This window comes from Thalassiella azotivora (assembly GCF_054781695.1).
Genome location: NZ_BAAGTX010000002.1, coordinates 109,685 through 132,378, shown reverse-complemented (window position 1 = coordinate 132,378; position 22,694 = coordinate 109,685). Strand labels below are relative to the sequence as shown.

Below are 22,694 nucleotides of genomic sequence, written 5' to 3'. Positions count from 1 at the left end.
GCGCACCCTAGTCCGGTGCGGGGTGCGCGCCCGCGTCCGGCTCGCGGGCGTCCCGGGGCGGGCCCTCCGGACACCACGGTGCCCGCGCCGCCGGGCGGCGCGGGCACCGGGTGCGGCGCGGGTCAGCGGGCGAAGGCGCGTCCCACCAGCTCCGCCTGCTCGGCCTGGTGCTTCTTGCTGGAGCCGGTCGCGGGCGAGGCCGACGCCGGGCGGGAGACGACCCGGACCCTGCGGTCGACCAGGCCCTTGCCGAACAGGTTGAGCGCCATGAACGGCCACGCGCCCTGGTTCTCCGGCTCCTCCTGGACCCAGACCAGCTCGGCGTCCCCGAACGGCGCGAGCGCCGCGGCGAACGACTCCTCGTCGAGCGGGTGGAGCTGCTCGACGCGCACGATCGCGGTGCGCTCGTCATCGACCTTCGCCCGGTGCGCCAGCAGGTCGTAGTAGACCTTGCCGGTGCACAGCAGCACCCGGTCGACCTTCTTCGCCTGCTCGGCGTCGGCGTACTGCTCGCCGATGACCGGCTGGAAGCCGCCCTCGGTGAAGTCCTCCACGTCGGACGCCGCCGCCTTGAGACGCAGCATCGACTTCGGCGTGAAGACCACGAGCGGGCGGCGGGGCCGGGCGTAGGCCTGGCGGCGCAGCAGGTGGAAGTACGACGCGGGCGTGGAGGGCATCGCGACGGTCATGTTCTCCTCGGCGCACATCTGCAGGTAGCGCTCGATGCGCGCGGAGGAGTGGTCCGGCCCCTGGCCCTCGTACCCGTGCGGCAGCAGCAGGACCACCGAGGAGCGCTGCCCCCACTTCTGCTCGGACGAGGAGATGAACTCGTCGACGATGGACTGCGCGCCGTTGGCGAAGTCGCCGAACTGCGCCTCCCACAGCACCAGGGCGTCGGGGCGCTCGACGGAGTACCCGTACTCGAAGCCCATCGCCGCGAACTCGGACAGCAGCGAGTCGTACACCCAGAACCGCGCCTGGTCCTTCGACAGGTACAGCAGCGGCGTCCACTCCTCGCCGCTGGTCTTGTCGGTGAGCACCGCGTGCCGCTGCACGAACGTGCCGCGGCGCGAGTCCTGGCCGGCCAGGCGGACGGGCACGCCCTCCATCACCAGGGAGCCGAAGGCGAGCAGCTCGCCGTAGCCCCAGTCGATGCCCCCGTCGCGCGACATCTGCGAGCGCTTCTCCAGCAGCTGGCGCAGCTTCGGGTGGACGACGAAGCCCTCGGGCGGCGACACGTGGGAGTCGCCGATCCGCTTGATGACCTCGAGCGGGACGGCGGTGCGGCGGGGGGCGGTCGGCTGCGCCGCGTCGTCCGCGCGCTGGGCGTCGGGCTGCTCGAGCCCACCGGGCCCGTCGGCGCCGTCGTGGCCGCGCGCCTCGCTGCCCGACGTGCTCGCGCGGGTCTCGGCGAAGACGCGCTCGAGCTGCTCCTGGTAGTCCTTGAGCGCCGACTCGGCCTCCTCGACCGTGATGTCGCCGCGGCCGATGAGGGACTCGGTGTAGAGCTTGCGGACGCTGCGCTTGTTCTCGATGAGCGAGTACATCAGCGGCTGGGTCATCGAGGGGTCGTCGCCCTCGTTGTGACCGCGACGCCGGTAGCAGACCAGGTCGATGACGACGTCCTTGTCGAACGCCTGGCGGAACTCGAACGCCAGCCGGGCGACCCGCACGCAGGCCTCCGGGTCGTCGCCGTTCACGTGGAAGATCGGCGCCTGGATCATCTTGCCGACGTCGGTGCAGTACACCGACGAGCGCGACGAGGTCGGGGCCGTGGTGAAGCCGACCTGGTTGTTGATGACCACGTGCACCGTGCCGCCGGTGCGGTAGCCGCGCAGCTGGGAGAGGTTGAGGGTCTCGGCCACCACGCCCTGGCCGGCGAAGGCGGCGTCGCCGTGCAGCAGGACCGGCAGGACGGGGAAGCTGGTGCCGCCGAGGTCGATGCGGTCCTGCTTGGCGCGGACGATCCCCTCGAGCACGGGGTTGACCGCCTCGAGGTGCGAGGGGTTCGCCGCCAGGTAGACCTTGGTGGTCTGCCCCGACTCGGCGGTGAAGGTGCCCTCGGTGCCGAGGTGGTACTTCACGTCGCCGGAGCCCTGGACGCTGCGCGGGTCCTGGGCGCCCTCGAACTCCCGGAAGATCTGGCCGTAGCTCTTGCCGGCGATGTTCGCGAGCACGTTCAGGCGCCCGCGGTGCGGCATGCCGACGCAGGCCTCGTCCAGCCCGGCGTCCGCGGCCTCGGACAGCAGGGCGTCCAGCAGCGGGATGACGGACTCGCCGCCCTCGAGGCTGAAGCGCTTCTGGCCGACGAACTTGGTCTGCAGGAACGTCTCGAACGCCTCGGCAGAGTTCAGCCGCCGCAGGATCCGCAGCTGCTCGTCGCGGTCCGGCTTCGCGTACGGGCGCTCGACGCGCTCCTGGATCCAGGCGCGCTGCTCGGGGTCCTGGATGTGCATGTACTCGATGCCGACGGTGCGGCAGTACGAGTCGCGCAGGACGCCGAGGATGTGCCGCAGCTTCATCACCGGCTTGCCGCCGAAGCCGCCCGTGGGGAACTCGCGGTCCAGGTCCCACAGGGTCAGGCCGTGGGTCTGGATGTCCAGGTCGGGGTGGCGGCGCTGGCGGTACTCCAGCGGGTCGGTGTCGGCCATCAGGTGGCCGCGCACGCGGTAGGCGTGGATCAGCTCGACGACGCGCGCGGTGCGACCGATCTCGTCCTGCTCGTCGATCGAGATGTCGCGCACCCAGCGGACGGGCTCGTAGGGGATCCGCAGCGAGTGGAAGATCCGGTCGTAGAACTCCTCCTCGCCGAGGAGGAGCTGGTGCACCATCCGCAGGAAGTCACCGGACTGGGCGCCCTGGATGATGCGGTGGTCGTACGTGGAGGTCAGCGTCATCACCTTGCTGACCCCGAGGCGGGCGAGCGTCTCCTCCGACGCGCCCTGGTACTCGGCGGGGTACTCCATCGCGCCGACGCCGATGATGGCTCCCTGGCCCTTCATCAGTCGGGGCACGGAGTGGACCGTGCCGATGGTGCCGGGGTTCGTCAGGCTCAGGGTCGTGCCGGCGAAGTCCTCCACGGTGAGCTTGCCGGCGCGGGCGCGCCGGACGACGTCCTCGTAGGCCGCCCAGAACTGGGCGAAGTCCATCGTGTCGGCGTTCTTGATGCTGGGGACGAGGAGCTGGCGGGTCCCGTCGTCCTTGGCCAGGTCGATGGCGATGCCCAGGTTGACGTGGGCCGGCTTGATCACGCCCGGCTTGCCCTCGACCTCGGTGTAGCCGTAGTTCATCTCCGGCATGGCCTTGAGCGCCTGCACGAGCGCGAACCCGATGATGTGGGTGAACGAGACCTTGCCACCCCGGGCGCGGGCGAGGTTGGAGTTGATGACGATCCGGTTGTCGACCAGCAGCTTGGCCGGGACGGCGCGCACGCTCGTGGCCGTGGGGACCTCGAGGCTGGCCTCCATGTTGGTCACCACGCGGGCCGCGGGGCCGCGCAGGCGGACGGTCTCCTCCGTCCGCTCGTCCTCGGCCTTGCGGTTGGCCGCCTTCGCCGGCGGGGGCTTCGGCAGGTCCGCGGCCACGGGCCGGGGGTCGATCGCGATGTCGTCGGGGGTGCGGGCCGGTGCCGGGGGCTGCGCCTTCGGGGTGGGGGCCGGGCCGGAGGGCGCGGCCGCCGGGCGCGGCGCCCCGTCCCCCTGCGGCGCCCGGTCCTCCTGCGGCGCCGGCGCCTCGTCCGTGCCGCGGGCCGGCGCGGGGGCGCCCGACGTCCCGGCGCCCTGCGTCGCGTCTCCGGCGTCTCCCGCGTCCCCGGCCTCGCGGTCGTCCCCTCCGGCACCGTCCGCCGGGGACTGCGCCCGCCGGTCCTGCCTCGCCCCGCCGCTGCCGGTGTCGTGGGGGGTGAAGTCGGCGAAGAACTCCCACCAGGCCGGGTCGACGGACTCCTTGTCCTCGAGGTAGCGCTGGTAGAGCTCGTCGACGAGCCACTCGTTCGGACCGAAGACCGCCGCAGGGTCCGTGCCCTGGGAGGAACCGGGCCGCGAGCTGGGGACGGGGGACTGTGACACGGCGAGGATCGCCCTCTTCCATCCATCGTGGGTCGACGCGTCACGGCACGGGTGACGCCGGGTCCAACCCTAGTCCAGCACGCGTCCGCGGACGCGGCAGGTCGCCCGCGGGGCGGAACGCTCCGCGGGCGACCTGTCACTGTCCGTGTCCTACGGCGACGGCCGTCAGGTGACGTCGCGGCGCAGCGTGGACGCGGCACCCAGACCGGCGGACAGGAGCGCGTAGCCGAGCAGGACCAGCAGCCCGCCCCACCACGGGAGGATCTCCGCGCTGACCCCGTCGACCTCCTGGGTGACGGGCGTGAGCATCGCGTTCGTCGCGCTGCTCGGCAGCCACTTGAGCAGGTCCGGGCCCCACGACACGAAGCTGAGGGCGATCGTGGCGACGAACTCGACGAAGATGAAGCCGACCCCGACGAGGATCGCGACCACCTGGTTGCCGAGCAGCGTGCCGAGCCCGATGCCGATCAGGCCCCACAGCACGAAGCCGAGGAGGGCGAAGGCCAGGGCCCGGGGGAGCCCCTCGGCGCCGAGGTTCAGCTCCTGCCCGCGTGCCGCGAGGATCGCGACCGTCACGGCGACGGAGGCCAGCAGGGCCAGCGTCCCGTACAGCAGGGCGTAGACGCTGGTGGCTCCCCACTTGGCCAGCACCACGCGGTGCCGGTGCGGTGTCGCCAGGAACGTCGGCGTCACGGTCTGGTGCCGGTACTCGCCGCTGACCACGAGGACGCCGAGCACGAGCGTGAAGGCGTACCCGAACGAGGTGAGCGCGGTGGTGTACACGGTGCGTGCCATCGCGTCGTCGGTCATCGGCGGGACGACCGCGCCGCCCGCCTCGGCGCCGAGGTCGGCGCCGACGAAGAAGGCGTTCGGCAGCGACCACAGCACCGCCCACACCAGCAGCCCGATGAGCATGCCCCACCACACCCGCGTGGTGCGGATCTTGAGCATCTCGGTCGACAGCAGCGCGGTCATCGCGCGACCTCCTCGGTCCGGTGGGTGGTGGCCTCGGCCGAGGCGCCGACGTCGTGGCCGCCGCCGGGGGGCGCGGGCTGAGCCGGGGTGCCCGCCGGCGGACCGCCCGAGGTCAGGGCGAAGAACGTCGACTCCAGGTCCGACCCCACCCGGGTGAGCTCGTGCAGCTCGACGCCCGCCGCGAAGCAGGCGTGCCCGACCGCGGCCGGGTCCAGCCCGCGCACCACCGTCGTGCCGGGGGTGGACGTGTCCAGGTCCCAGCCGCTGCGGGCGGCCAACGCGACCAGCGCCTGCGGGTCGGCCGCCAGCACGCGGACGCCGGAGCGCGCCTCGCGCTCGAGGTCGGCCAGGGTCGACTGCCGCACCAGGCGGCCACGGCTGATGATCACCACGTCGTCCACCGTCTGCTGCACCTCCGACAGCACGTGGCTGGACACCAGCACCGTGCGCCCCTCCGAGGCGAGGTGGCGCAGGAAGCCCCGCAGCCACCGGATGCCCTCGGGGTCCAGGCCGTTGGCCGGCTCGTCGAGCACCAGCACCCGCGGGTCGCCGACGAGGGCCGAGGCGAGCCCGAGCCGCTGGCGCATGCCGAGCGAGAAGCCCCCGGCCCGCCGGCGGCCCGCGCCGGCCAGCCCGACGAGGTCGAGCAGCTCGTCCACGCGGGCGTCCGACGCGCCCGAGGTGCGGGCCAGCACGCGGAGGTGGTCTCGCGCCGTCCGGCCGGGGTGGAAGCTGCTGGCCTCCAGGGCGGCACCGACGACCCGCTGCGGGGCCTGCAGGTCGGCGTAGCGGACGCCGTCCACCGTCGCGGTGCCCGAGGTCGGGGTCACCAGACCGAGCAGCATCCGCAGCGTCGTGGTCTTGCCGGCCCCGTTCGGGCCGAGGAAGCCGGTGACGCGGCCGGGGGAGACGTCGAAGGTGAGGTCGTCGACGGCGAGCACGTCGCCGAAGCGCTTGGTGAGGCCGCGGACGGCGATCCTGCCGTCACCCACGCGGTCGTCAGGTGTGTGCATGGTGCCCAGTCTGGCGGGCGGCAGGGCGAACGTCGTCACCCCGCTGACTGACCCGGCGGCTCCCCCCGCGGGATGATCGACGTCGACGGTCGGCGTGAGGCACCGGCCGGCGGCTCACTCGACCGGGTCGACCTGGGGGATCTCGGCCGTCGCGGGGCGGCTGGTCAGCCCCGGGGGGACCACGACGGCGATCCGGCACCCCGCGTCCGAGTCGGCCACCTCGATCGTCCCGCCGTGGAGCTCGACGGCCCAGCGGGCGATCGCCAACCCCAGGCCGGTGCCGCCCGTGCCGCCGGTGCCGTCCCCGGGACCGCCCCGGTGGAACCGCTCGAACACCCGCTCGCGGTCGGCGGGCGCGATCCCCGGTCCCTCGTCGACGACGTCGAGCCGCACGCCGCCCCCCTCCTTCGACGGCAGCCGGCGCGCGAGCACCTGCACCCGTCCGCCGGTCGGGGAGTGCCGGGAGGCGTTGTCGAGCAGGTTGGCCACCACCTGGTGCAGTCGGGCCGGGTCGGCGCGGGCCAGCAGGTCCGGCGGCTGGACGTCGACGTGCCAGCTGACGTCGCGGTCCGCGCCGGCCGCGACCAGCCGGGCCGAGGCCACGGCGTCCTCCAGGAAGGGCCGGACCGACACGTCCTCCACCTCCAGCGGCACCACGCCCGCCTCCAGCCGGGACAGGTCGAGCAGCTGGGTGACGAGCAGGCCCAGCCGCTCGGTCTGCGCCAGCGCCGCCTCCAGCGTCTGCGGGTCCGGCTCGGTGACGCCGTCGACGAGGTTCTCCAGCTGGGCGTGCAGCGCCGTGACGGGGGTGCGCAGCTCGTGGCTGACGTTCGCCACCAGCTCGCGGCGCTGGCGGTCGGCGGTCTCCAGGTCCTCCGCCATCCGGTTGAACGCGTGCGCGAGCTGGCCCACCTCGTCGCGGCTCGTCGCGCGCACCCGGCGGCTGTAGTCGCCGGTGGCCATCGCCCGTGCCGCCGCGGTCATCTCCCGCAGCGGTGAGGTCATCCCGCGGGCCAGCAGCTGGGTGACCGCGAGCGCCACCACCACCGCCGCCGGCACGGTCCACCGCGGGCCCACCGCGTGGTGCAGGCCCTGCCAGACCACCAGCGCGGCGACCGTCACCGTCGCCGCGACGAGCAGCCCGAGCTTGGTCTTCAGGGACCGGACCTGGTCCAGCGGCCGCAGGTCGACCAGACCGTGCCGCGGCCCTTGGCGGGCGCCGTGCTCGGTCACGGCGCCTCGACGGGCTCCAGGGCGTACCCCACCCCGTGCACGGTCCGGATCACCTCCGGCCCGAGCTTGCGCCGCAGGGCCTTCACGTGGCTGTCGACCGTCCGGGTGCCGGAGGCGTCCACCCAGTCCCACACCTGCTCGAGCAGCCGCTCGCGGGACAGGACGGTGCGCGGCTCCTCGGCCAGGCAGACCAGCAGGTCGAACTCGGTGGGGGTCAGGTGCACCTCGTCGCCGCGGCGGCGGACCCGACGCTGCCCCCGGTCGACCACGAGGTCGCCCAGCACCAGCGTGGCGTCGCCGGCGCCGCGGCCGGCGACCGCGCGCGCCCGCTCCACGCGACGCAGCAGGGCCCGCACGCGGGCGACGAGCTCGCGCATGGAGAACGGCTTGGTCATGTAGTCGTCGGCGCCCACGCCGAGACCGACGAGCATGTCGGTCTCGTCGTCGCGCGCGGTGAGCATGAGCACCGGCACGGGGGAGTCGGCCTGGATCCGCCGGCAGACCTCGAGCCCGTCGATCCCGGGCAGCATGACGTCCAGGACGACGACGTCGGGCCGCATGGTCGCGGCGGCCTCCACCCCGCTCGGGCCGTCGTACACGGCCTGGGCGGTCAGGCCCTCCGCGCGCAGCCGGGTGACGACCGCGTTCGCGATCGCCGGCTCGTCCTCGACGACGAGCACCACCGGCCGCCGTCCGCCCGCCTGCTCGGGGTCCGCCGACGGCCGGACCCGGTCCCCGCCCGCACCCTCGCCTCGCCTCGTCGCCACCCGACCACCTTACGGACGACGGCGCGCGGCCGGCGCGCCCGCGGCGCCGCCTCCCGGCGGGTCCGGTGGGGCCCTCGTGGAGATCGTGTGCCCGCCTCCGCGGGCGGCTGCGCCGGACCTCGCGGCGCTACCGTGGTCGCTCGTGCGGTTCCTCGACGGGCAGCGTCCCGACCACGACCTGACGTACTCCGACGTCTTCCTGGTGCCCTCGCGCTCCGACGTCACCTCCCGCCTCGACGTGGACCTGTCCACCGACGACGGCACGGGCACCACCCTGCCCGTGGTCGTGGCGAACATGACGGCGGTCTCGGGACGGCGGATGGCCGAGACGGTCGCCCGCCGCGGCGGGCTCGCCGTCCTGCCGCAGGACACGCCCCTCGACGTCGTCGCCGACGTCGTGTCCTGGGTCAAGGGCCGCCACCGCGTGTGGGAGACGGCGCTGACGGTCCGCCCCGGGGACACGGTCACCGACGCGCTGCACCTGATCCCCAAGCGGGCGCACGGGGCGGTCGTCGTCGTGGACGCCGAGGAGCGGCCGCTCGGCGTCGTCGCCGAGGCCGACTGCACCGGCGTGGACCGGTTCACCCAGGTGCAGGAGGTGATGACGCCGCACCCCCTGACGGTCGACGCCTCGCTGGTGGAGGACCGGCCCCCGGGCGACGACGGCCTCGAGCAGGTCTTCGCCGCCCTCGCCGGCGCCCACCGCTCCTTCGCGCCCGTCGTGCGCGAGGGGCGGCTCGTCGGGGTCGTCACCCGGACCGGCTGCCTGCGCTCGCGGATCTACGCCCCGGCGGTGGACGCCCGCGGCCGGCTGCGCGTCGGCGTCGCCGTCGGCATCAACGGCGACGTCGCCGGCAACGCCGCGGCGGTCCTCGAGGCCGGTGCGGACGTGCTCGTCGTCGACACCGCCCACGGCCACCAGGACAAGATGCTCGCGGCCCTGCGGGCCGTGCGCGCGCTCGACCCGGGCGTGCCCGTCGTCGCGGGCAACGTGGTCACGGCGCAGGGGGTGCGGGACCTCGTGGCCGCCGGCGCCGACGTCGTCAAGGTCGGCGTCGGGCCGGGCGCCATGTGCACCACGCGGATGATGACGGCGGTCGGCCGGCCGCAGTTCTCCGCCGTCCTGGAGTGCGCCGCGGCCGCGCGCGAGGTCGGGGCGCACGTGTGGGCGGACGGCGGGGTGCGCCACCCGCGCGACGTCGCGCTGGCCCTCGCCGCCGGCGCCTCCCAGGTGATGGTCGGCTCGTGGTTCGCCGGCACCTACGAGAGCCCCGGCGACCTCATGACCGACGCCCAGGGCCGCCGGTACAAGGAGAGCTTCGGGATGGCGTCGGCGCGTGCCGTGGCCGCCCGCACCCGGGCCGACTCGCCGTTCGACCGCGCCCGCAAGGCGCTGTTCGAGGAGGGCATCTCCAGCTCCCGGATGGTGCTGGACGCCCAGCGGCCCGGGGTGGAGGACCTGCTGGACCAGATCACCTCGGGGGTGCGCAGCGCGTTCACGTACGCGGGGGCGCGCACGGTGGCGGAGTTCGCCGAGCGGGCCGTGGTCGGCGTCCAGTCCAGCGCCGGGTACGAGGAGGGCCGGCCGCTGCCGTCGGGGTGGTGACCGGGCGGACGGGGTGCCCACCGGCGCCCGGCGCGCCGTAGGATCCTGCTCGCGATGAACGGATCACATCCCCCGCCGGACCCCGCCCCCTCACGAACCGGCGCCCCGGCCGGAGGCCACCGGTGCTGACCGAGTGGCTGCTGGTCGGGGTCGGTGTCCTGCTGACGCTCGGCACGGGCGTCTTCGTGGCGGCCGAGTTCTCCCTGGTCACCGTCGACCGCCCCAGCGTGGAGCGGGCCGCCCGGGAGGGCGACGCCGGGTCCGGTCGCGTGCTGGCCGGGCTGCGCACCCTGTCCACGCAGCTGTCCGGGGCCCAGGTCGGGATCACCCTGACCACCCTGCTCGTCGGCTTCCTCGTCGAGCCGTCGGTGTCACGGCTGCTGGCCGGCCCCCTGGCGTCGGCCGGTGTGCCCGCCTCGGCCGTCGGCCCGACCAGCGTCGGGCTGGGCATGGCCCTGGCCACGGGCGTCTCGATGGTGCTCGGCGAGCTGGTGCCGAAGAACCTCGCGCTGTCCGTCCCGCTGGCGACGGCCCGGTGGTCGGTGCCCCTGCAGCGTGCCTTCACCTGGTCGACGCTGCCGCTCATCCGGACCCTGAACGGCAGCGCGAACCGCGTCCTGCGCGCGTTCGGCGTGGAGCCGCAGGAGGAGCTGTCCAGCGGCCGGTCGCCGGACGAGCTGGCGGCGCTGGTCCGCCGCTCCGCGGAGGTCGGCACGCTGGACGCCGGGACGGCCACGCTCCTGGAGCGGACGCTCGGCTTCAGCCGGCACACCGCCGTCGACGTGATGACGCACCGCGTCGAGATGGAGAGCGTGCGGCGGGACGAGTCGGCGGCCGACGTGGTGCGGCTGGCGCGGCGGACCGGGTTCTCGCGGTTCCCCGTGATCGACCAGGACGTGGACGACGTGGTGGGCGTCGTGCACGTCAAGAAGGCGATCGCCGTCCCGCACGACAAGCGCGAGGAGGTGCCCGCGGGGGCGCTGATGAGCGAGGCCCTGCGGGTGCCGGAGACGATCCGCCTCGACCCCCTGCTGGCCGAGCTGCGGGCCCAGGGGCTGCAGCTCGCCGTCGTCGCCGACGAGTACGGCGGGACCGCGGGTGTGGTCACCCTGGAGGACCTGGTCGAGGAGATCGTCGGCGAGGTCGCCGACGAGCACGACCGCTCGCGCGCCGGGGCACGCCGGCTGCGCGACGGCGCGTGGATGCTGCCGGGTTCCACGCGCCCGGACGAGGCCCGCGAGCGCCTCGGGGTCGACGTCCCCGACTCGGCCGCCTACGAGACGCTCGGCGGGTTCGTCATGGCCCGGCTGGGGCGCGTCCCGGCCGTGGGCGACGAGGTGCACGCGCCCGGCGGGGTGCTCAGCGTGGTGCGGATGGACGGGCACCGGGTCGACCGGGTCCGGCTGCGGCCGCTGCCGCGCGCGACGACGCCGACACCGGACGGCGGCGTGCCGGCACCGGTGACGGTCACGCGCGGCGGGCCCGGGGACGACCGCCCCCGAGCCGCCGACCCGGCCAGCATGTCCGTGCCGCCGGGTGGCGCGACCGGTGACGCGACGGGTGGGCCCCCCGGCAGCCACCGGGGCCCGCGCCGCGGGCGCACCGCGCACGGGGGTGCGGCGTGAACGACTGGTGGGGACTCGGCGTGGGCCTCGTCCTGCTGCTGGGCAACGCGTTCTTCGTCGGCGCCGAGTTCGCCGTCATCTCCGCCCGGCGCTCCCAGGTCGAGCCGCGGGCCGCGGCCGGCAGCCGCGCGGCGCGCACCACCCTGTGGGCGATGGAGCACGTCTCGCTGATGCTGGCCTGCGCCCAGCTGGGGATCACCGTCTGCTCCCTGGGCCTGGGCGCCGTCGCCGAGCCGGCGCTGGCCCACCGCCTCGAGCCGGTGCTGCACGCGGCCGGCCTGCCCGACGGCCTGCTGCACCCGATCGCGTTCGCGCTGGCCCTGACCGTCGTGGTCTACCTGCACGTCGTCGTCGGCGAGATGGTGCCGAAGAACCTCGCCCTGGCCGGCACGGACCGCGTCGCCCTGGTGCTGGCCCCCGCCCTCGTGGGTGTGGCCAGGGTGCTGTCCCCGGTCATCCGCGCCCTGAACGCGGTCGCCAACGGGGTGCTGCGCCTGTTCCGGGTGGAGCCGAAGGACGAGGTCGCGTCCGCGTACACCGTCCAGCAGGTGCACAGCATCGTCGACGAGTCCCACCGCGAGGGCCTGCTGGAGGAGCAGCACGGGCTCCTGACCGGCGCGCTGCAGTTCAGCGACCGGGTGGCCGGCGACGTCATGGTCCCGGTGGCCGACGTCGTCACCCTGGTCCGCGGGGCGACCCCCGAGGACGTGGAGCGGCTGGTCGCGCGGACCGGCTTCAGCCGCTTCCCCGTCGCCGGGCAGGACGGGGAGCTGGTCGGCTACCTGCACCTCAAGGACGTCCTGTACGCCGAGGACGACGAGCACGACCGGTCCGTCCCCGACAAGCGGCTCCGCTCGCTGGTCAACGTGGGCGTCGACGACGAGGTGGAGGACGCGCTGGCGGCGATGCAGCGCAGCGGTGCCCACCTGGCGCGCGTCCTGGACGGCGCCGGCCGCGAGCTGGGCGTGCTCTTCATGGAGGACGTGCTCGAAGAGCTCATCGGCGAGGTCGTCGACGCCACCCAGCGTGGCGGGCCGGTGACCCGGACCGGAACCGACCGGGGGGTTTGATGGCCCCCAGGCGTTCCGTTACGATCACGTGACTTCGCCCGCCGGGTTCCCGGTGGGCGCGACCGTGCCGGACGCCGCGACTGATCGCCCTCGGGAGGCAGGACTCGTGCTACCGCCGCAGGCAGACGGGACCACCCGTCGGAGCGCGGACGTCGGGTACCCGCACGCCGGTTCGGACCCGTTCGCGTCCGAACCGGCGGACCGTCCGCTGTCGGCCACGATGACGCGGCGCGAGTACCGCGCCTACCTCGCCTCGCTCGAGGCCCAGGAGGCGCCGGACGAGCAGCCGCCGTCGGCCGGAGACGGTCAGGGTGCCGCCACGGACGCCTGGGAGCAGGGCGTGCCCGGTTCGTCGGTGTCCGACTCGTCGGCCGGGTACCGCTACGAGCCCCTCGTCTACGCCTTCGACCGCCCGCCGTCCGGCGCCGACGCCGACACGTCGTGGTCCGACGCCGGCGGGGACGCGCACGGAGGGTGGACGGAGCCCGGCGCCTGGTCCGACGAGGCGTCGGGGACCGCCTGGTCGAGCAGTGGCTCCTCGGACTGGTCGAGCACGTCGGACTGGTCCCGCAGCACCGACTGGGCCGGCAGCGAGTGGTCCGGCGACGACCGGTCCGGCAGCGAGTGGTCCGGCAGCGAGTGGTCCGGCGACGACCGGTCCGGCAGCGACTGGTCCACCACCGGGGAGCCCGACGCCACCGCGGCGGCCGAGCCCGGCTGGGCCGACGGTGTCCAGGGGACGTGGGTCCCCGACGCCCCGCCCGCCGCGGACGGGTGGGAGACCACGGACGCCACCTCGTCCGCGGTGCGCTTCGACACGCTGCCCGCCGAGGCGGCAGGGTTCGACGTCGAGGACGACGTCTACGCGCAGGCCTACCGCGACGCCTCCTACGACCAGCCGTCCTACCAGCAGGGCAGCTACGAGCCCGACCCCTACGCGGGCAGTCCCTACGAGGGGCTCGCCGGCACGAGCGGGAGCGCCTGGGCCGACGACGCCTGGGTCGACGCCGGCGTCGCCGACGACGAGCGCTGGGCCGCGGGCCCGCTGGACGGCGGCTCCACCGGCGACTCCGTCGGCGAGGACCTGCTGGACGAGGACCTGCTGGACGAGGAGCTGCTGGACGAGGAGCTGCTGGGTGAGGACCCGGCGGACGACGACCCGGCGGACGACGGGGCCGGCCCGGGCGGGTTCGTGGCCGACGACCCCGAGGGCTGGTCCTCCGGGACGGACTGGGACGCGGTCGACTGGACCGCGCCGGCCGGCACCGAGCTGGACGAGGCCGCCGGGCTGAGCCGTCGGGAGGTGCGGGCGCACCAGGCGCAGGCCGAGGCCGCGCGGATCGCGGAGCTGCGCCGGGCCCGTCGCGCCCGGGCGGCCGCCTGGACGGGCCAGCTGCCGCGGGTCGGCATCGTCGGGGCCCTCGGGCTGGCGACCGTCGTCGCGCCGATGACCGGTGACCAGCCGCGCGGTGGCGGGGAGACCTCGCAGACCGTCGCCCAGCGGGTCAGCGAGGTCAGCGAGCCCGTGCAGGACGCGGCCTCCCTGTCCGCCGAGGCGCTGCTGGCGGCGAGCGACTTCCGCGTCGTCCCCGAGCTGCCTGCCGGCGGGGAGGCCCTGCGGGTCGGCACCGGTGCGGCGCTGAGCCTGGACCAGCTGACCGCGAGCCGCCAGGAGGCCGAGCGGGCCAGCCGCGACCTCGGCCGCCCGATCCTGCCCGGGTGCGACGGCGTCGTGCGCGAGACGGGAGCGGCGAACGGCCGGCTGAACCTGGACGACCTGTGCGAGCTGTGGAAGCCGGGCCACCACCTGCGCGCCGACGCCGCCGTCGCCTTCGCGGAGCTGAACGCCGCGTACACCGAGGCGTTCGGCGAGCCGATCATGATCACCGACTCGTACCGCTCGTACGCCGCGCAGGTCAGCGTGCGCAACCGCAAGCCGGGCCTGGCCGCGCGGCCCGGCACGAGCGAGCACGGCTGGGGCATGGCCGTGGACCTCGGTGGCGGCATCCAGAACGGCGGCTCGCGGTACCGGTGGATGAGGGAGAACGCGCCCCGGTTCGGCTGGGACAACCCGGCCTGGGCCCGCTCGGGTGGCAGCGGCCCCTACGAGCCCTGGCACTGGGAGTACACCCCCTCCAACGGCTGAGACCGGGCGCCGCGTCGCGCCCCGGGAGCCCGGCTCACGGCGGGCCACCCCGCGGTTCGGGGGAGCCCGCGGACCCTGCTAGGCTCCTCACCGCCGCGGCGCACCAGGTCGCGGTCAGCACCGCCCCCGTAGCTCAGGGGATAGAGCACCGCCCTCCGGAGGCGGGAGCGCAGGTTCGAATCCTGCCGGGGGCACCACGCGGTCAGACGACGGAGCGGTCTGATGACGGACGCGGGACGGGCCGGACCCCAAGGGGTCCGGCCCGTTCCGCGTCCCCAGGCGGGTCAGGCGCCCGCAGCGGCGGCTTCGGCGACGGTGCGCCGCAGCTCGCGCTTGAGGACCTTCATGCTCGGCCCGAGGGGCAGCTCGTCGACGACCTGCACCCGACGGGGGTACTTGTGCCGCCCGAGGCGCCCCTTCGACCACTCGATGAGCTCCTCCGAGCCCGGCGGGGGCGTCCCGTCCTCACGAGGTGCCAGGACCACCACGGCGCACACCTCCTCGCCGAGCGTCTCGTCCGGCACCCCGATGACCGCGACCTGCGCGACCGCCGGGTGCCGGACCAGGACCTCCTCGACCTCCCGCGGGTAGACGTTGAAGCCGCCGCGGATCACGACGTCCTTCGTCCGGTCCACGATGCGCACGAAGCCGTCGGCGTCGCGGCTGCCGAGGTCGCCGGTACGGAACCAGCCGTCCACGACCGCCCGCTCCGTCTCCTCGGGACGACCGAGGTAGCCCGCGAACACGTTGTGCCCGCGGATGACGATCTCCCCCAGCTCGTCGGGGCCGGTCAGCAGCTCGATCCGGTCCTCGACCTCCGGGCGGGCGATCTCGACCTCCACGCCCCACACCGGGTGCCCGACCGTGCCCGGGCGGGTGCCGAAGTGCGGCTGGTTCGTGGTGGCGGTGGGCGACGTCTCGGACAGCCCGTAGCCCTCGTAGACGGTGGCGCCGAAGACCTCGCCGAAGCGCTCCAGGACGGCCACCGGCAACGAGGCCCCGCCGGAGACGCACAACCGCGGACGCGGCAGCTCCGTCGCCCCGGCCGCCGCGTCCAGCAGCGCGATGTACATCGTCGGGACCCCGTGGAACACGGTGACCTGCTCGGCGAGCATCAGCCTGATGGCGTCCGCGCCGGTGAAACGGGGGAGCAGCACCAACGTGGAGCCGAGCCGGAACGCCCCGTTCATCCCCACGGTCTGGCCGAAGCTGTGGAACAGCGGCAGGCAGCCGAGGACGACGTCCTCGTGCCGGGCGTCGTTGGCGTCGAAGACGTTGACGGTCGCGTTGAGCACGAGGTTCAGGTGCGTGAGGACCGCGCCCTTCGGCTGGCCGGTCGTGCCGCTGGTGTACAGGACGACCGCCGGGTCCTCGGCCTCACGGGAGGCGTAGGAGCGCAGCGGCTCGACCGCGGCCGCGAGGTCCTCCAGACGCGGTGCACCGCCGGCGAGGTCCGCCGGGACCCCGAGGGTCACGACCCGGACCCCGGCCGCCTGCGCCGCGGCGACACCGGCGGGCGCGACCGCGCCGTGCACGAGCAGGACGCTCGCCCGGCTGTCGCGCAGCACGTACGCGACCTCCTCGGCGGTGAGCAGCAGGTGCACCGGGACGACGACGGCGCCCGCGGCGAGGACGCCGTAGTAGGCGCGGGGGAAGTCGGTGACGTTGGGGCACATCAGCGCCACCGTCTCGCCGGGCTGCACGCCGAGCTCGCGCAGCGCCGCGCCGTAGGCGCGTGCCTGCAGCCACAGGTCCGCGTAGGACACGCGTTCGTCGCCGAGCACGACGGCGGTCTTGCCGGGGTAGCGGCGGGCCGAGTCGGCCAGCACCGTGGCCAGGGACAGCAGGGTCACGTCGTCCCTCCCACGGGGTAGACGCGCGAGACGGTCTCGGCGACGCACACGGGCTTGTCGCCGCCGTCCGCCTCGATCGTGACGTGCGTGACCAGCTGGTAGCCGCCGGGAACGGGAGTCGCGTCGGCGAGACGGGCGCGGGCGCGGACCCGCCCGCCGACCCGCGAGGGGGCGGGGAAGCGGACCTTCTCCAGGCCGTAGTTGACGCCCATCGCGACCCCGTCGACCGCGTAGAGGTCCTTCATCAGCCGGGGCACGAGCGAGAGGGTCATGTACCCGTGCGCGATGGTGCCGCCGAACGGGCCCTGCGCGGCGCGCTCGGGGTCGACGTGGATCCACTGGTGGTCGCCGGTCGCGTCGGCGAACAGGTCGACGTCGTGCTGCGTGACGTCGTACCAGGGACCGGGGCCGAGCTCCTCGCCGACGGCCGCGACGAGGTCGGAGACGCTGGGGAAGGTCCTCATGCCAGGTGCCCCCCGACCTTGGTGTAGCCGCGCAGCAGGTCGCGCGAGATGATCAGGCGCTGCATCTCGTCGGTGCCCTCGAAGATCCGGTACAGGCGGACCTGGCGGTACCAGCGCTCGATCGGCAGCTCGCGGGTGTAGCCCATGCCGCCGTGGATCTGCAGGACCCGGTCGATGACGTCGTTGACCATCGCGGCGCCGTAGAGCTTGCCCATGGACGAGGCGTGCCGCGCGTCCAGGCCCTGGTCGATCGTCCACGCCGCCCGCAGGACGAGCAGCCGGGCGGCCTCGAGCTGGACCTCGGAGTCGGCGACCATCCACTGGATCGCCTGGTTGGTGGCGATGGGCTTGCCGAACGTGTGCCGGCTGTTGGCGTGGTCGATCGCCATCTGCAGCCCGCGCTCGGCGATGCCGACCGCGTGGGAGGGGATCGTGAAGCGGCCCTTGCCGATCCAGCGCATGCCGAGCTCGAAGCCCTGACCGACCTCGCCGAGGACGTTGCGGCTGGGGACGCGCACGTCCTCGAACACGAGGGAGGCGGGGCCGCCCTCGCCCATGGTGGGGATGAACTCGGACTTCCAGCCCATGTCGCGGTCGACGAGGAAGGCGGTGGTGCCGCCGCCGCGGACGCCCTTCTCCTTGTCGGTGACGGCGACGACGATCGCGAAGTCCGCGTCGTTGCCGTTGGTGATGAAGGTCTTCTCGCCGTTGAGGACCCAGTCGTCACCGTCCCGGCGGGCGGAGAAGGTGATGTTCGCGGCGTCGGAGCCCGCGCCGGGCTCGGTGATCGCGAAGCAGGAGATGCGCTCACCGGCGATGGTGGGCAGCAGGTACTCCTCCTTCTGCGCGTCGTCGGCCTCGAAGAGGATGTTGTCGGCCTCGCCGCCGAAGCGGAACGGGACGAAGGAGCGGCCGATCTCCGTCCACAGCAGCGACTGGGTGACCGCCGGCAGGTCCATGCCGCCGTACTCCTCCGGGGTGGCCAGGCCCCAGAAGCCGAACTCCTTGGCCTTGCGCTGCAGCTCGCGCAGCTCGCTGATCTCCAGACCCGGGCGGTGGCTGCGCTCGCGCAGCAGGACCTCCTGCTCGAGCGGCACCACCTCCTTGCGGATGAAGGCGCGCGCGGTGTCGCGGATCGCCTTCTCCTCCTCGGTGAGCGAGAAGTCCATGACCGTCCCTTCCGGTGGTGGTGCGTGACGTGGTGGTGGGTGACGCGGTGGGTGATGGGGTGGTGGGTCGCTGGGGGAGCGTCAGACGAAGGCGTTGACGCCGGTGAGCGCGCGGCCGATGAGCAGCTGCTGCAGCTGGCTGGTGCCCTCGTACAGGGTCATCACCCGGGCGTCGCGCAGGTACTTGCCGACGGGGTACTCGTCGACGTAGCCGTAGCCGCCGAAGACCTGCAGGGCGTCGTTGGCGGCCCGGACGGCGGCCTCGCTGGCGAACCACTTGGCCATCGACGCCGCCGTCCCGAACGGCTCGCCGCGGTCGACGAGGTCGGCGACGCGCCACGTGAGCAGCCGGGCCGACTCGGCATCGACCGCGACCTGGGCCAGCAGCTGCTGGACCAGCTGGAAGCCGGCGATCGGCCGGCCGAACTGCTGGCGCTCACCGGCGTAGGCGAGGGCGGCGTCCAGGCAGCCCTGGATGATGCCGACGCAGCCCGCGGCCACCGACATCCGGCCCTTGTCGAGGGTGCTCATGGCGATGCGGAAGCCCTCGCCCTCCTCGCCGAGGACCGCGGAGGCGGGCACGCGGACGCCGTCCAGGGTGAGCGCCGCGGTGGCCTGGCCGCGCAGGCCGAGCTTGCCGTGGATCTCGGTGCGCTCGAAGCCGGGGGTGTCGGTCGGGACGAGGAAGGCGGTGACGCCGCGCGCGCCGTCGCCGCCGGTCCGTGCGAAGACGAGCGCGACGTCCGCCCACGTGCCGTTGGTGATGAAGACCTTGGCCCCGTCCAGGACCCAGTCGCGACCGTCCCGGCGCGCCCTCGTGGTCAGGTGAGCGGCGTCCGAGCCGGTGCCGGGCTCGGTCAGCGCGAAGCAGCCGAGCGACTGGCCGGAGCACAACCCCGGCAGCCAGCGCTCCTTCTGCTCCGGCGTCCCGTGCGCGGCGACGGACTTGGCGACCAGACCCAGGGAGACCGACACGATGCCGCGCACCGAGGAGTCACCACGGCCGAGCTCCTCCAGGACGAGGCAGTAGGTCAGGTGGTCACCCCCGGACCCGCCGTCGGCCTCGGGCACGGTCAGGCCGAGGAGGCCGAGGTCACCGAGCTGTTTGACGACGCCGAGGTCGACGGACTCGGCGCGGTCCCACGCGGCGCGGTGGGGGACCACCTCCCGGTCGACGAAGTCGGCGGCGAGACGGCGCACGGCGTGCTGCTCGGGGGTCAGGCTGAGGTCCACGGGCCCTCCAGGTCGGGGGAGGCAGCGGGCGGGGCGTGCCGGCTGCCAGCAAACTAGCGGTGCAAGTTTACGTTCGTCCAGGGTCCCGAGTGCGCCGGCGGGGTCGGGCGGCTGTGGGAGAGTGGCGCCTCGCTCCCGCGTCGCGACCGGGCACGCCGGCTCGCCCGTCCCGTGCGCGCGGGCCGGTCGGACCCGTGGTCACAGGTGGAGGACGAATGGTGCGCCCGCGCACGCCGTTGCTGAGCCGCGAGCGGATCGTCACTGCCGCCACCGCGCTGGTCGACGCCGAGGGGCTGGCCGCGCTGTCCACCCGGCGGCTGGCGGCCGAGCTGGGGGTGCGCGGCCCCTCGCTGTACAACCACTTCGCGACGAAGGACGAGATCCTGGACGCGGTCGCCGACGCCATCTCGGCCAAGGTCGACACCTCCTTCTTCGGGCGGCACGACTGGCGGGTGGCGCTGCGGCTGTGGGGCCGCTCGTACCGCGACGCGCTCGCCGCGCACCCCAACGCCGCGCCGCTGCTGGCCTCCGGGCCCGGACGCCGCCCCGAGGGCCTGGCGATGGCCGACGCCGTCTTCGGCGGTCTCGTCGACGCCGGGTGGCCGCCCGCGCGCGCGACGCACGTCGGCGCGCTGATGCGCTTCTTCGTGGTCGGCTCCTCGGTCGGCTCGTTCGCCCGCGGCTTCCTCGGTGACCCCGGCCTGTACGCCCAGGAGTACCCCCACCTGTCGCAGGCGCACCTGCTCGCCCAGCGCGGCGCCAGCGTGGACGAGGCGGCCTTCGACCTCGGGCTGCGGGCGCTGGTCACCGGGCTGGAGGCCTGGTACGCCGCGAACGTCGGACCGCTGGACCCCCTGTCGTCGCAGGACGAGGCGCTGTAGAGTCCCGCGAAACTTACGGCGGTAGTTTCCTGGCGCGCACCGGTGCGCCGCTGCCCCGGTCCGGGAGGAGCGCTCCGTGGAGCACACGCGCGAGGTCCTGTACTGCGACGGAGCGTGGGTCGACCCGATCGGTGCCGGCACCATCGAGGTCGAGAACCCCACCACCGAGGAGGTCCTGGGGACGGTCCCGCGAGGGGACGCCGCCGACGTCGACCGCGCCGTCCAGGTAGCCCGGCGGGCCCAGCCCGCGTGGGCCGCGCTCGAGCCCGCCGAGCGCGCCGCCCACCTCGGCCGGCTGCACGAGTGCCTGACCGCCCGCGCCGACGAGGTCGCGCGGACCGTCACCCTCGAGCTGGGCACACCCACCAAGGTCTCGCAGAAGGTCCAGGCGGGGCTACCCCTCGCCGTCCTCGGCAGCTACGCGCGGCTCGCGGCCGAGCCGTGGCCCACCGAGGAGATCGGCCACTCGCTCGTGGTGCACGAGCCGGTGGGGGTCGTCGGCGCGATCACCCCCTGGAACTACCCGCTGCACCAGGTCGTCGCGAAGGTCGCGGCCGCCCTGGCCGCCGGGTGCACCGTGGTGCTCAAGCCGGCCGCCATCACCCCGCTCGTCGCCTACGTCCTGTTCGACGCCGTGCACGAGGCCGGCCTGCCCGCGGGTGCGGTGAACCTCGTGACCGGACCCGGGTCCAGCGTGGGCGAGGCCCTGGCCGCCCACCCCGACGTCGACATGGTCTCCTTCACCGGCTCCACCGAGGTCGGCCGCCGCATCGGCGCCGTGGCGGCCGACCGCATCGCCCGGGTCTCCCTGGAGCTCGGCGGCAAGTCGGCCAACGTCGTCCTCGAGGACGCCGACCTCGAGCGCGCCGTCCGCACCGGGGTGGGCAACGCCTTCCTCAACTCCGGCCAGACCTGCACGGCCTGGACGCGGATGCTCGTGCACCGCAGCCGGTACGAGGACGCCCTGGGCATCGCCCGGGCCGCGGCGCAGGCGCACACCGTGGGTGACCCGTTCGACCCCGCGACCCGCACCGGGCCGCTCGCGACCTCGTCGGCGCGCGAGAGCGTCCGCGGGTACGTCGCCAAGGGCCTGTCCGACGGGGCGCGGCTCGTCGCCGGGGGCCTCGACGTCCCCGTGCCCTCGACGGGGTGGTTCGTCGCCCCCACCGTCCTGGCCGACGTCGACCCCGACAGCACCCTGGCGCAGGAGGAGGTCTTCGGGCCGGTCCTGTCCGTCATCCCGTTCGACGACGACGACCACGCCGTCGAGATCGCCAACAACTCCGAGTACGGGCTGGCCGGCGGGGTGTGGTCGGCGGACGCCGACCGCGCCGTCGCGGTCGCGCGGCGGATGCGGACGGGGGCGGTCGACGTCAACGGTGCCGCGTTCAACCCGCTCGCGCCGTTCGGCGGGTACAAGAAGTCCGGCATCGGCCGCGAGCTCGGCCGGCACGGGCTGCTCGAGTTCCTCGAGACGAAGGCGATCCAGCGATGAGCGTGCGGGCGGTGGTGTGCCGCGGCGTCGGCGAGCCGGTGGGCGTGGAGGACGTCGAGCTGCCCGCCGTGGGCCCGGGTCTCGTGCGGGTGCGGATCCGCGCCGCTGGCGTCTGCCACTCCGACCTGTCCCTCGTCAACGGCACCGTCGCGGCCCAGTTCCCGCTCGTGCTGGGCCACGAGGCCGCGGGCGAGGTGGTCGAGACCGGTGAGGGGGTCGACCGGGTGGAGGTCGGCGACCACGTCGTCCTCGACTGGGCACCGGCCTGCCGGGCCTGCTGGTTCTGCGAGCACGGCGAGCCGTGGCTGTGCGAGCGCAGCGGGGCGCCCACCGCCCCGGGCGGCAGGACGTCCGGCGGCGAGCCGCTGCGGGTGGCGCTCGGTCTCGGCGCGCTCGCCGAGGAGGTCGTCGTCGGTCAGGACGCGGTGATCCGCGTGCCGGACGGGCTCGCGTTCCGCGACGCGGCCCTGCTCGGCTGCGCCGTCCTGACCGGCTACGGGGCGGTCACCGAGCAGGCGCGCGTGCGCCACGGCGAGTCCGTCCTCGTGATCGGGCTGGGCGGCGTCGGGCTGTCGGTGGTCGGGGCCGCCGCGGCCGAGGGCGCCGGGGCCGTCATCGCGGTGGACGTCAGCGAGGCCAAGCGCGGGACCGCGCTCGCTGCCGGCGCGACCCACTTCCTCGTCGCCGGGGACGACCTCACCAGGCAGGTCCGTGCCCTGACCGGTGGCCGCGGCGCCGACCACGCCCTCGAGTGCGTCGGACGTGCCGCCACGATCCGCGCGGCCTGGCGGTCGGTGCGGCGGGGCGGCCGGGTGACCGTCGTCGGGATGGGGTCGAAGGACGACGTGGTCCAGCTGAGCGCGCTCGAGGTGTTCCACACGGCGCGCACGCTGTCGTCCAGCGTCTACGGGTCGACGGACACCGAGCTGGGCGTCCCGAGGCTGGCGGACGCGGTCCTGGCCGGCCGGATCGACCTGCACCCGCTCGTCAGCCACGAGATCGCCCTGGACGGCGTCGCGGAGGCCTTCGAGCGGATGAGGCGCGGCGAGGGCGCGCGCTCCGTCGTCCTGCTCGGCTGACCGCGTGGCCGGCCGGCT

Annotated in this window: 16 protein-coding genes and 1 tRNA gene; 8 read left to right on the top strand and 9 right to left on the bottom strand. The window is 74.6% G+C overall.

The features are described 5' to 3' along the window. Positions 1-122: 122 nt before the first annotated feature. The 5 genes from ACYVQV_RS02210 to ACYVQV_RS02190 all read right to left on the bottom strand — a co-directional run bounded on the left by ACYVQV_RS02210 (position 123) and on the right by ACYVQV_RS02190 (position 7,968). Positions 123-4,067 (bottom strand): multifunctional oxoglutarate decarboxylase/oxoglutarate dehydrogenase thiamine pyrophosphate-binding subunit/dihydrolipoyllysine-residue succinyltransferase subunit, encoded by a 3,945-nt coding sequence (locus ACYVQV_RS02210; protein WP_461021622.1) that lies wholly within the window; start codon positions 4,065-4,067, stop codon positions 123-125. A gap of 165 nt (positions 4,068-4,232) precedes the next feature. Continuing rightward, a complete protein-coding gene (locus ACYVQV_RS02205) occupies positions 4,233-5,042 on the bottom strand; it encodes an ABC transporter permease subunit (protein ID WP_461021621.1) in 810 nt (269 codons plus the stop codon). Continuing rightward, the gene (locus ACYVQV_RS02200; protein WP_461021620.1) at positions 5,039-6,055 is read right to left on the bottom strand and encodes an ABC transporter ATP-binding protein; all 1,017 of its coding nucleotides are present in this window, start codon (positions 6,053-6,055) and stop codon (positions 5,039-5,041) included. The genes ACYVQV_RS02205 and ACYVQV_RS02200 overlap by 4 nt, the downstream gene beginning before the upstream one ends. 114 nt (positions 6,056-6,169) lie before the next feature. Continuing rightward, positions 6,170-7,288 carry a sensor histidine kinase gene (locus tag ACYVQV_RS02195; protein WP_461021619.1) on the bottom strand — a complete coding sequence of 373 codons (1,119 nt, stop codon included), beginning with the start codon at positions 7,286-7,288 and terminating at the stop codon, positions 6,170-6,172. After that, complete coding sequence (locus tag ACYVQV_RS02190; protein ID WP_461021731.1) at positions 7,285-7,968, bottom strand: response regulator; 684 nt, start codon at positions 7,966-7,968, stop codon at positions 7,285-7,287. Before ACYVQV_RS02190 ends, ACYVQV_RS02195 begins: the two co-directional genes overlap by 4 nt. Before the next feature lie 229 nt (positions 7,969-8,197). On the opposite strand from ACYVQV_RS02190, the gene ACYVQV_RS02185 reads away from it, so the two are divergent. The 5 genes from ACYVQV_RS02185 to ACYVQV_RS02165 all read left to right on the top strand — a co-directional run bounded on the left by ACYVQV_RS02185 (position 8,198) and on the right by ACYVQV_RS02165 (position 14,699). Next, a complete protein-coding gene (locus ACYVQV_RS02185; protein WP_461021618.1) occupies positions 8,198-9,661 on the top strand; it encodes a GuaB1 family IMP dehydrogenase-related protein in 1,464 nt (487 codons plus the stop codon). A gap of 125 nt (positions 9,662-9,786) precedes the next feature. Continuing rightward, positions 9,787-11,286, top strand: a complete 1,500-nt coding sequence (locus tag ACYVQV_RS02180) for a hemolysin family protein (RefSeq protein WP_461021730.1) — start codon at positions 9,787-9,789, stop codon at positions 11,284-11,286. After that, a complete protein-coding gene (locus ACYVQV_RS02175) occupies positions 11,283-12,356 on the top strand; it encodes a hemolysin family protein (RefSeq protein WP_461021617.1) in 1,074 nt (357 codons plus the stop codon). The genes ACYVQV_RS02180 and ACYVQV_RS02175 overlap by 4 nt, the downstream gene beginning before the upstream one ends. Before the next feature lie 220 nt (positions 12,357-12,576). Next, positions 12,577-14,502 carry a D-alanyl-D-alanine carboxypeptidase family protein gene (locus tag ACYVQV_RS02170; protein ID WP_461021616.1) on the top strand — a complete coding sequence of 642 codons (1,926 nt, stop codon included), beginning with the start codon at positions 12,577-12,579 and terminating at the stop codon, positions 14,500-14,502. Positions 14,503-14,624: 122 nt separating this feature from the next. Next, a tRNA-Arg gene (locus tag ACYVQV_RS02165) sits at positions 14,625-14,699 on the top strand. An 87-nt stretch (positions 14,700-14,786) separates the two neighbouring features. Here the strand turns inward: ACYVQV_RS02165 and ACYVQV_RS02160 are convergent. The 4 genes from ACYVQV_RS02160 to ACYVQV_RS02145 all read right to left on the bottom strand — a co-directional run bounded on the left by ACYVQV_RS02160 (position 14,787) and on the right by ACYVQV_RS02145 (position 19,221). After that, positions 14,787-16,355, bottom strand: a complete 1,569-nt coding sequence (locus tag ACYVQV_RS02160) for a long-chain-fatty-acid--CoA ligase (RefSeq protein ID WP_461021615.1) — start codon at positions 16,353-16,355, stop codon at positions 14,787-14,789. Then, entirely contained in the window at positions 16,352-16,819 is a 468-nt protein-coding gene (locus ACYVQV_RS02155; RefSeq protein WP_461021614.1) for a MaoC family dehydratase, read from the bottom strand. Before ACYVQV_RS02155 ends, ACYVQV_RS02160 begins: the two co-directional genes overlap by 4 nt. Beyond that, a complete protein-coding gene (locus ACYVQV_RS02150; protein WP_461021613.1) occupies positions 16,816-17,988 on the bottom strand; it encodes an acyl-CoA dehydrogenase family protein in 1,173 nt (390 codons plus the stop codon). The genes ACYVQV_RS02155 and ACYVQV_RS02150 overlap by 4 nt, the downstream gene beginning before the upstream one ends. A gap of 81 nt (positions 17,989-18,069) precedes the next feature. After that, the gene (locus ACYVQV_RS02145) at positions 18,070-19,221 is read right to left on the bottom strand and encodes an acyl-CoA dehydrogenase family protein (RefSeq protein WP_461021612.1); all 1,152 of its coding nucleotides are present in this window, start codon (positions 19,219-19,221) and stop codon (positions 18,070-18,072) included. A 215-nt stretch (positions 19,222-19,436) separates the two neighbouring features. Here ACYVQV_RS02145 and ACYVQV_RS02140 point away from each other — a divergent pair, with 215 nt between their 5' ends. The 3 genes from ACYVQV_RS02140 to ACYVQV_RS02130 all read left to right on the top strand — a co-directional run bounded on the left by ACYVQV_RS02140 (position 19,437) and on the right by ACYVQV_RS02130 (position 22,676). Continuing rightward, entirely contained in the window at positions 19,437-20,102 is a 666-nt protein-coding gene (locus ACYVQV_RS02140; RefSeq protein ID WP_461021611.1) for a TetR/AcrR family transcriptional regulator, read from the top strand. A gap of 76 nt (positions 20,103-20,178) precedes the next feature. Next, a complete protein-coding gene (locus ACYVQV_RS02135) occupies positions 20,179-21,597 on the top strand; it encodes an aldehyde dehydrogenase family protein (protein WP_461021610.1) in 1,419 nt (472 codons plus the stop codon). After that, positions 21,594-22,676: an alcohol dehydrogenase catalytic domain-containing protein gene (locus tag ACYVQV_RS02130; protein ID WP_461021609.1), complete on the top strand. Its 1,083-nt coding sequence runs from the start codon at positions 21,594-21,596 to the stop codon at positions 22,674-22,676. Before ACYVQV_RS02135 ends, ACYVQV_RS02130 begins: the two co-directional genes overlap by 4 nt. Positions 22,677-22,694 lie beyond the last annotated feature (18 nt).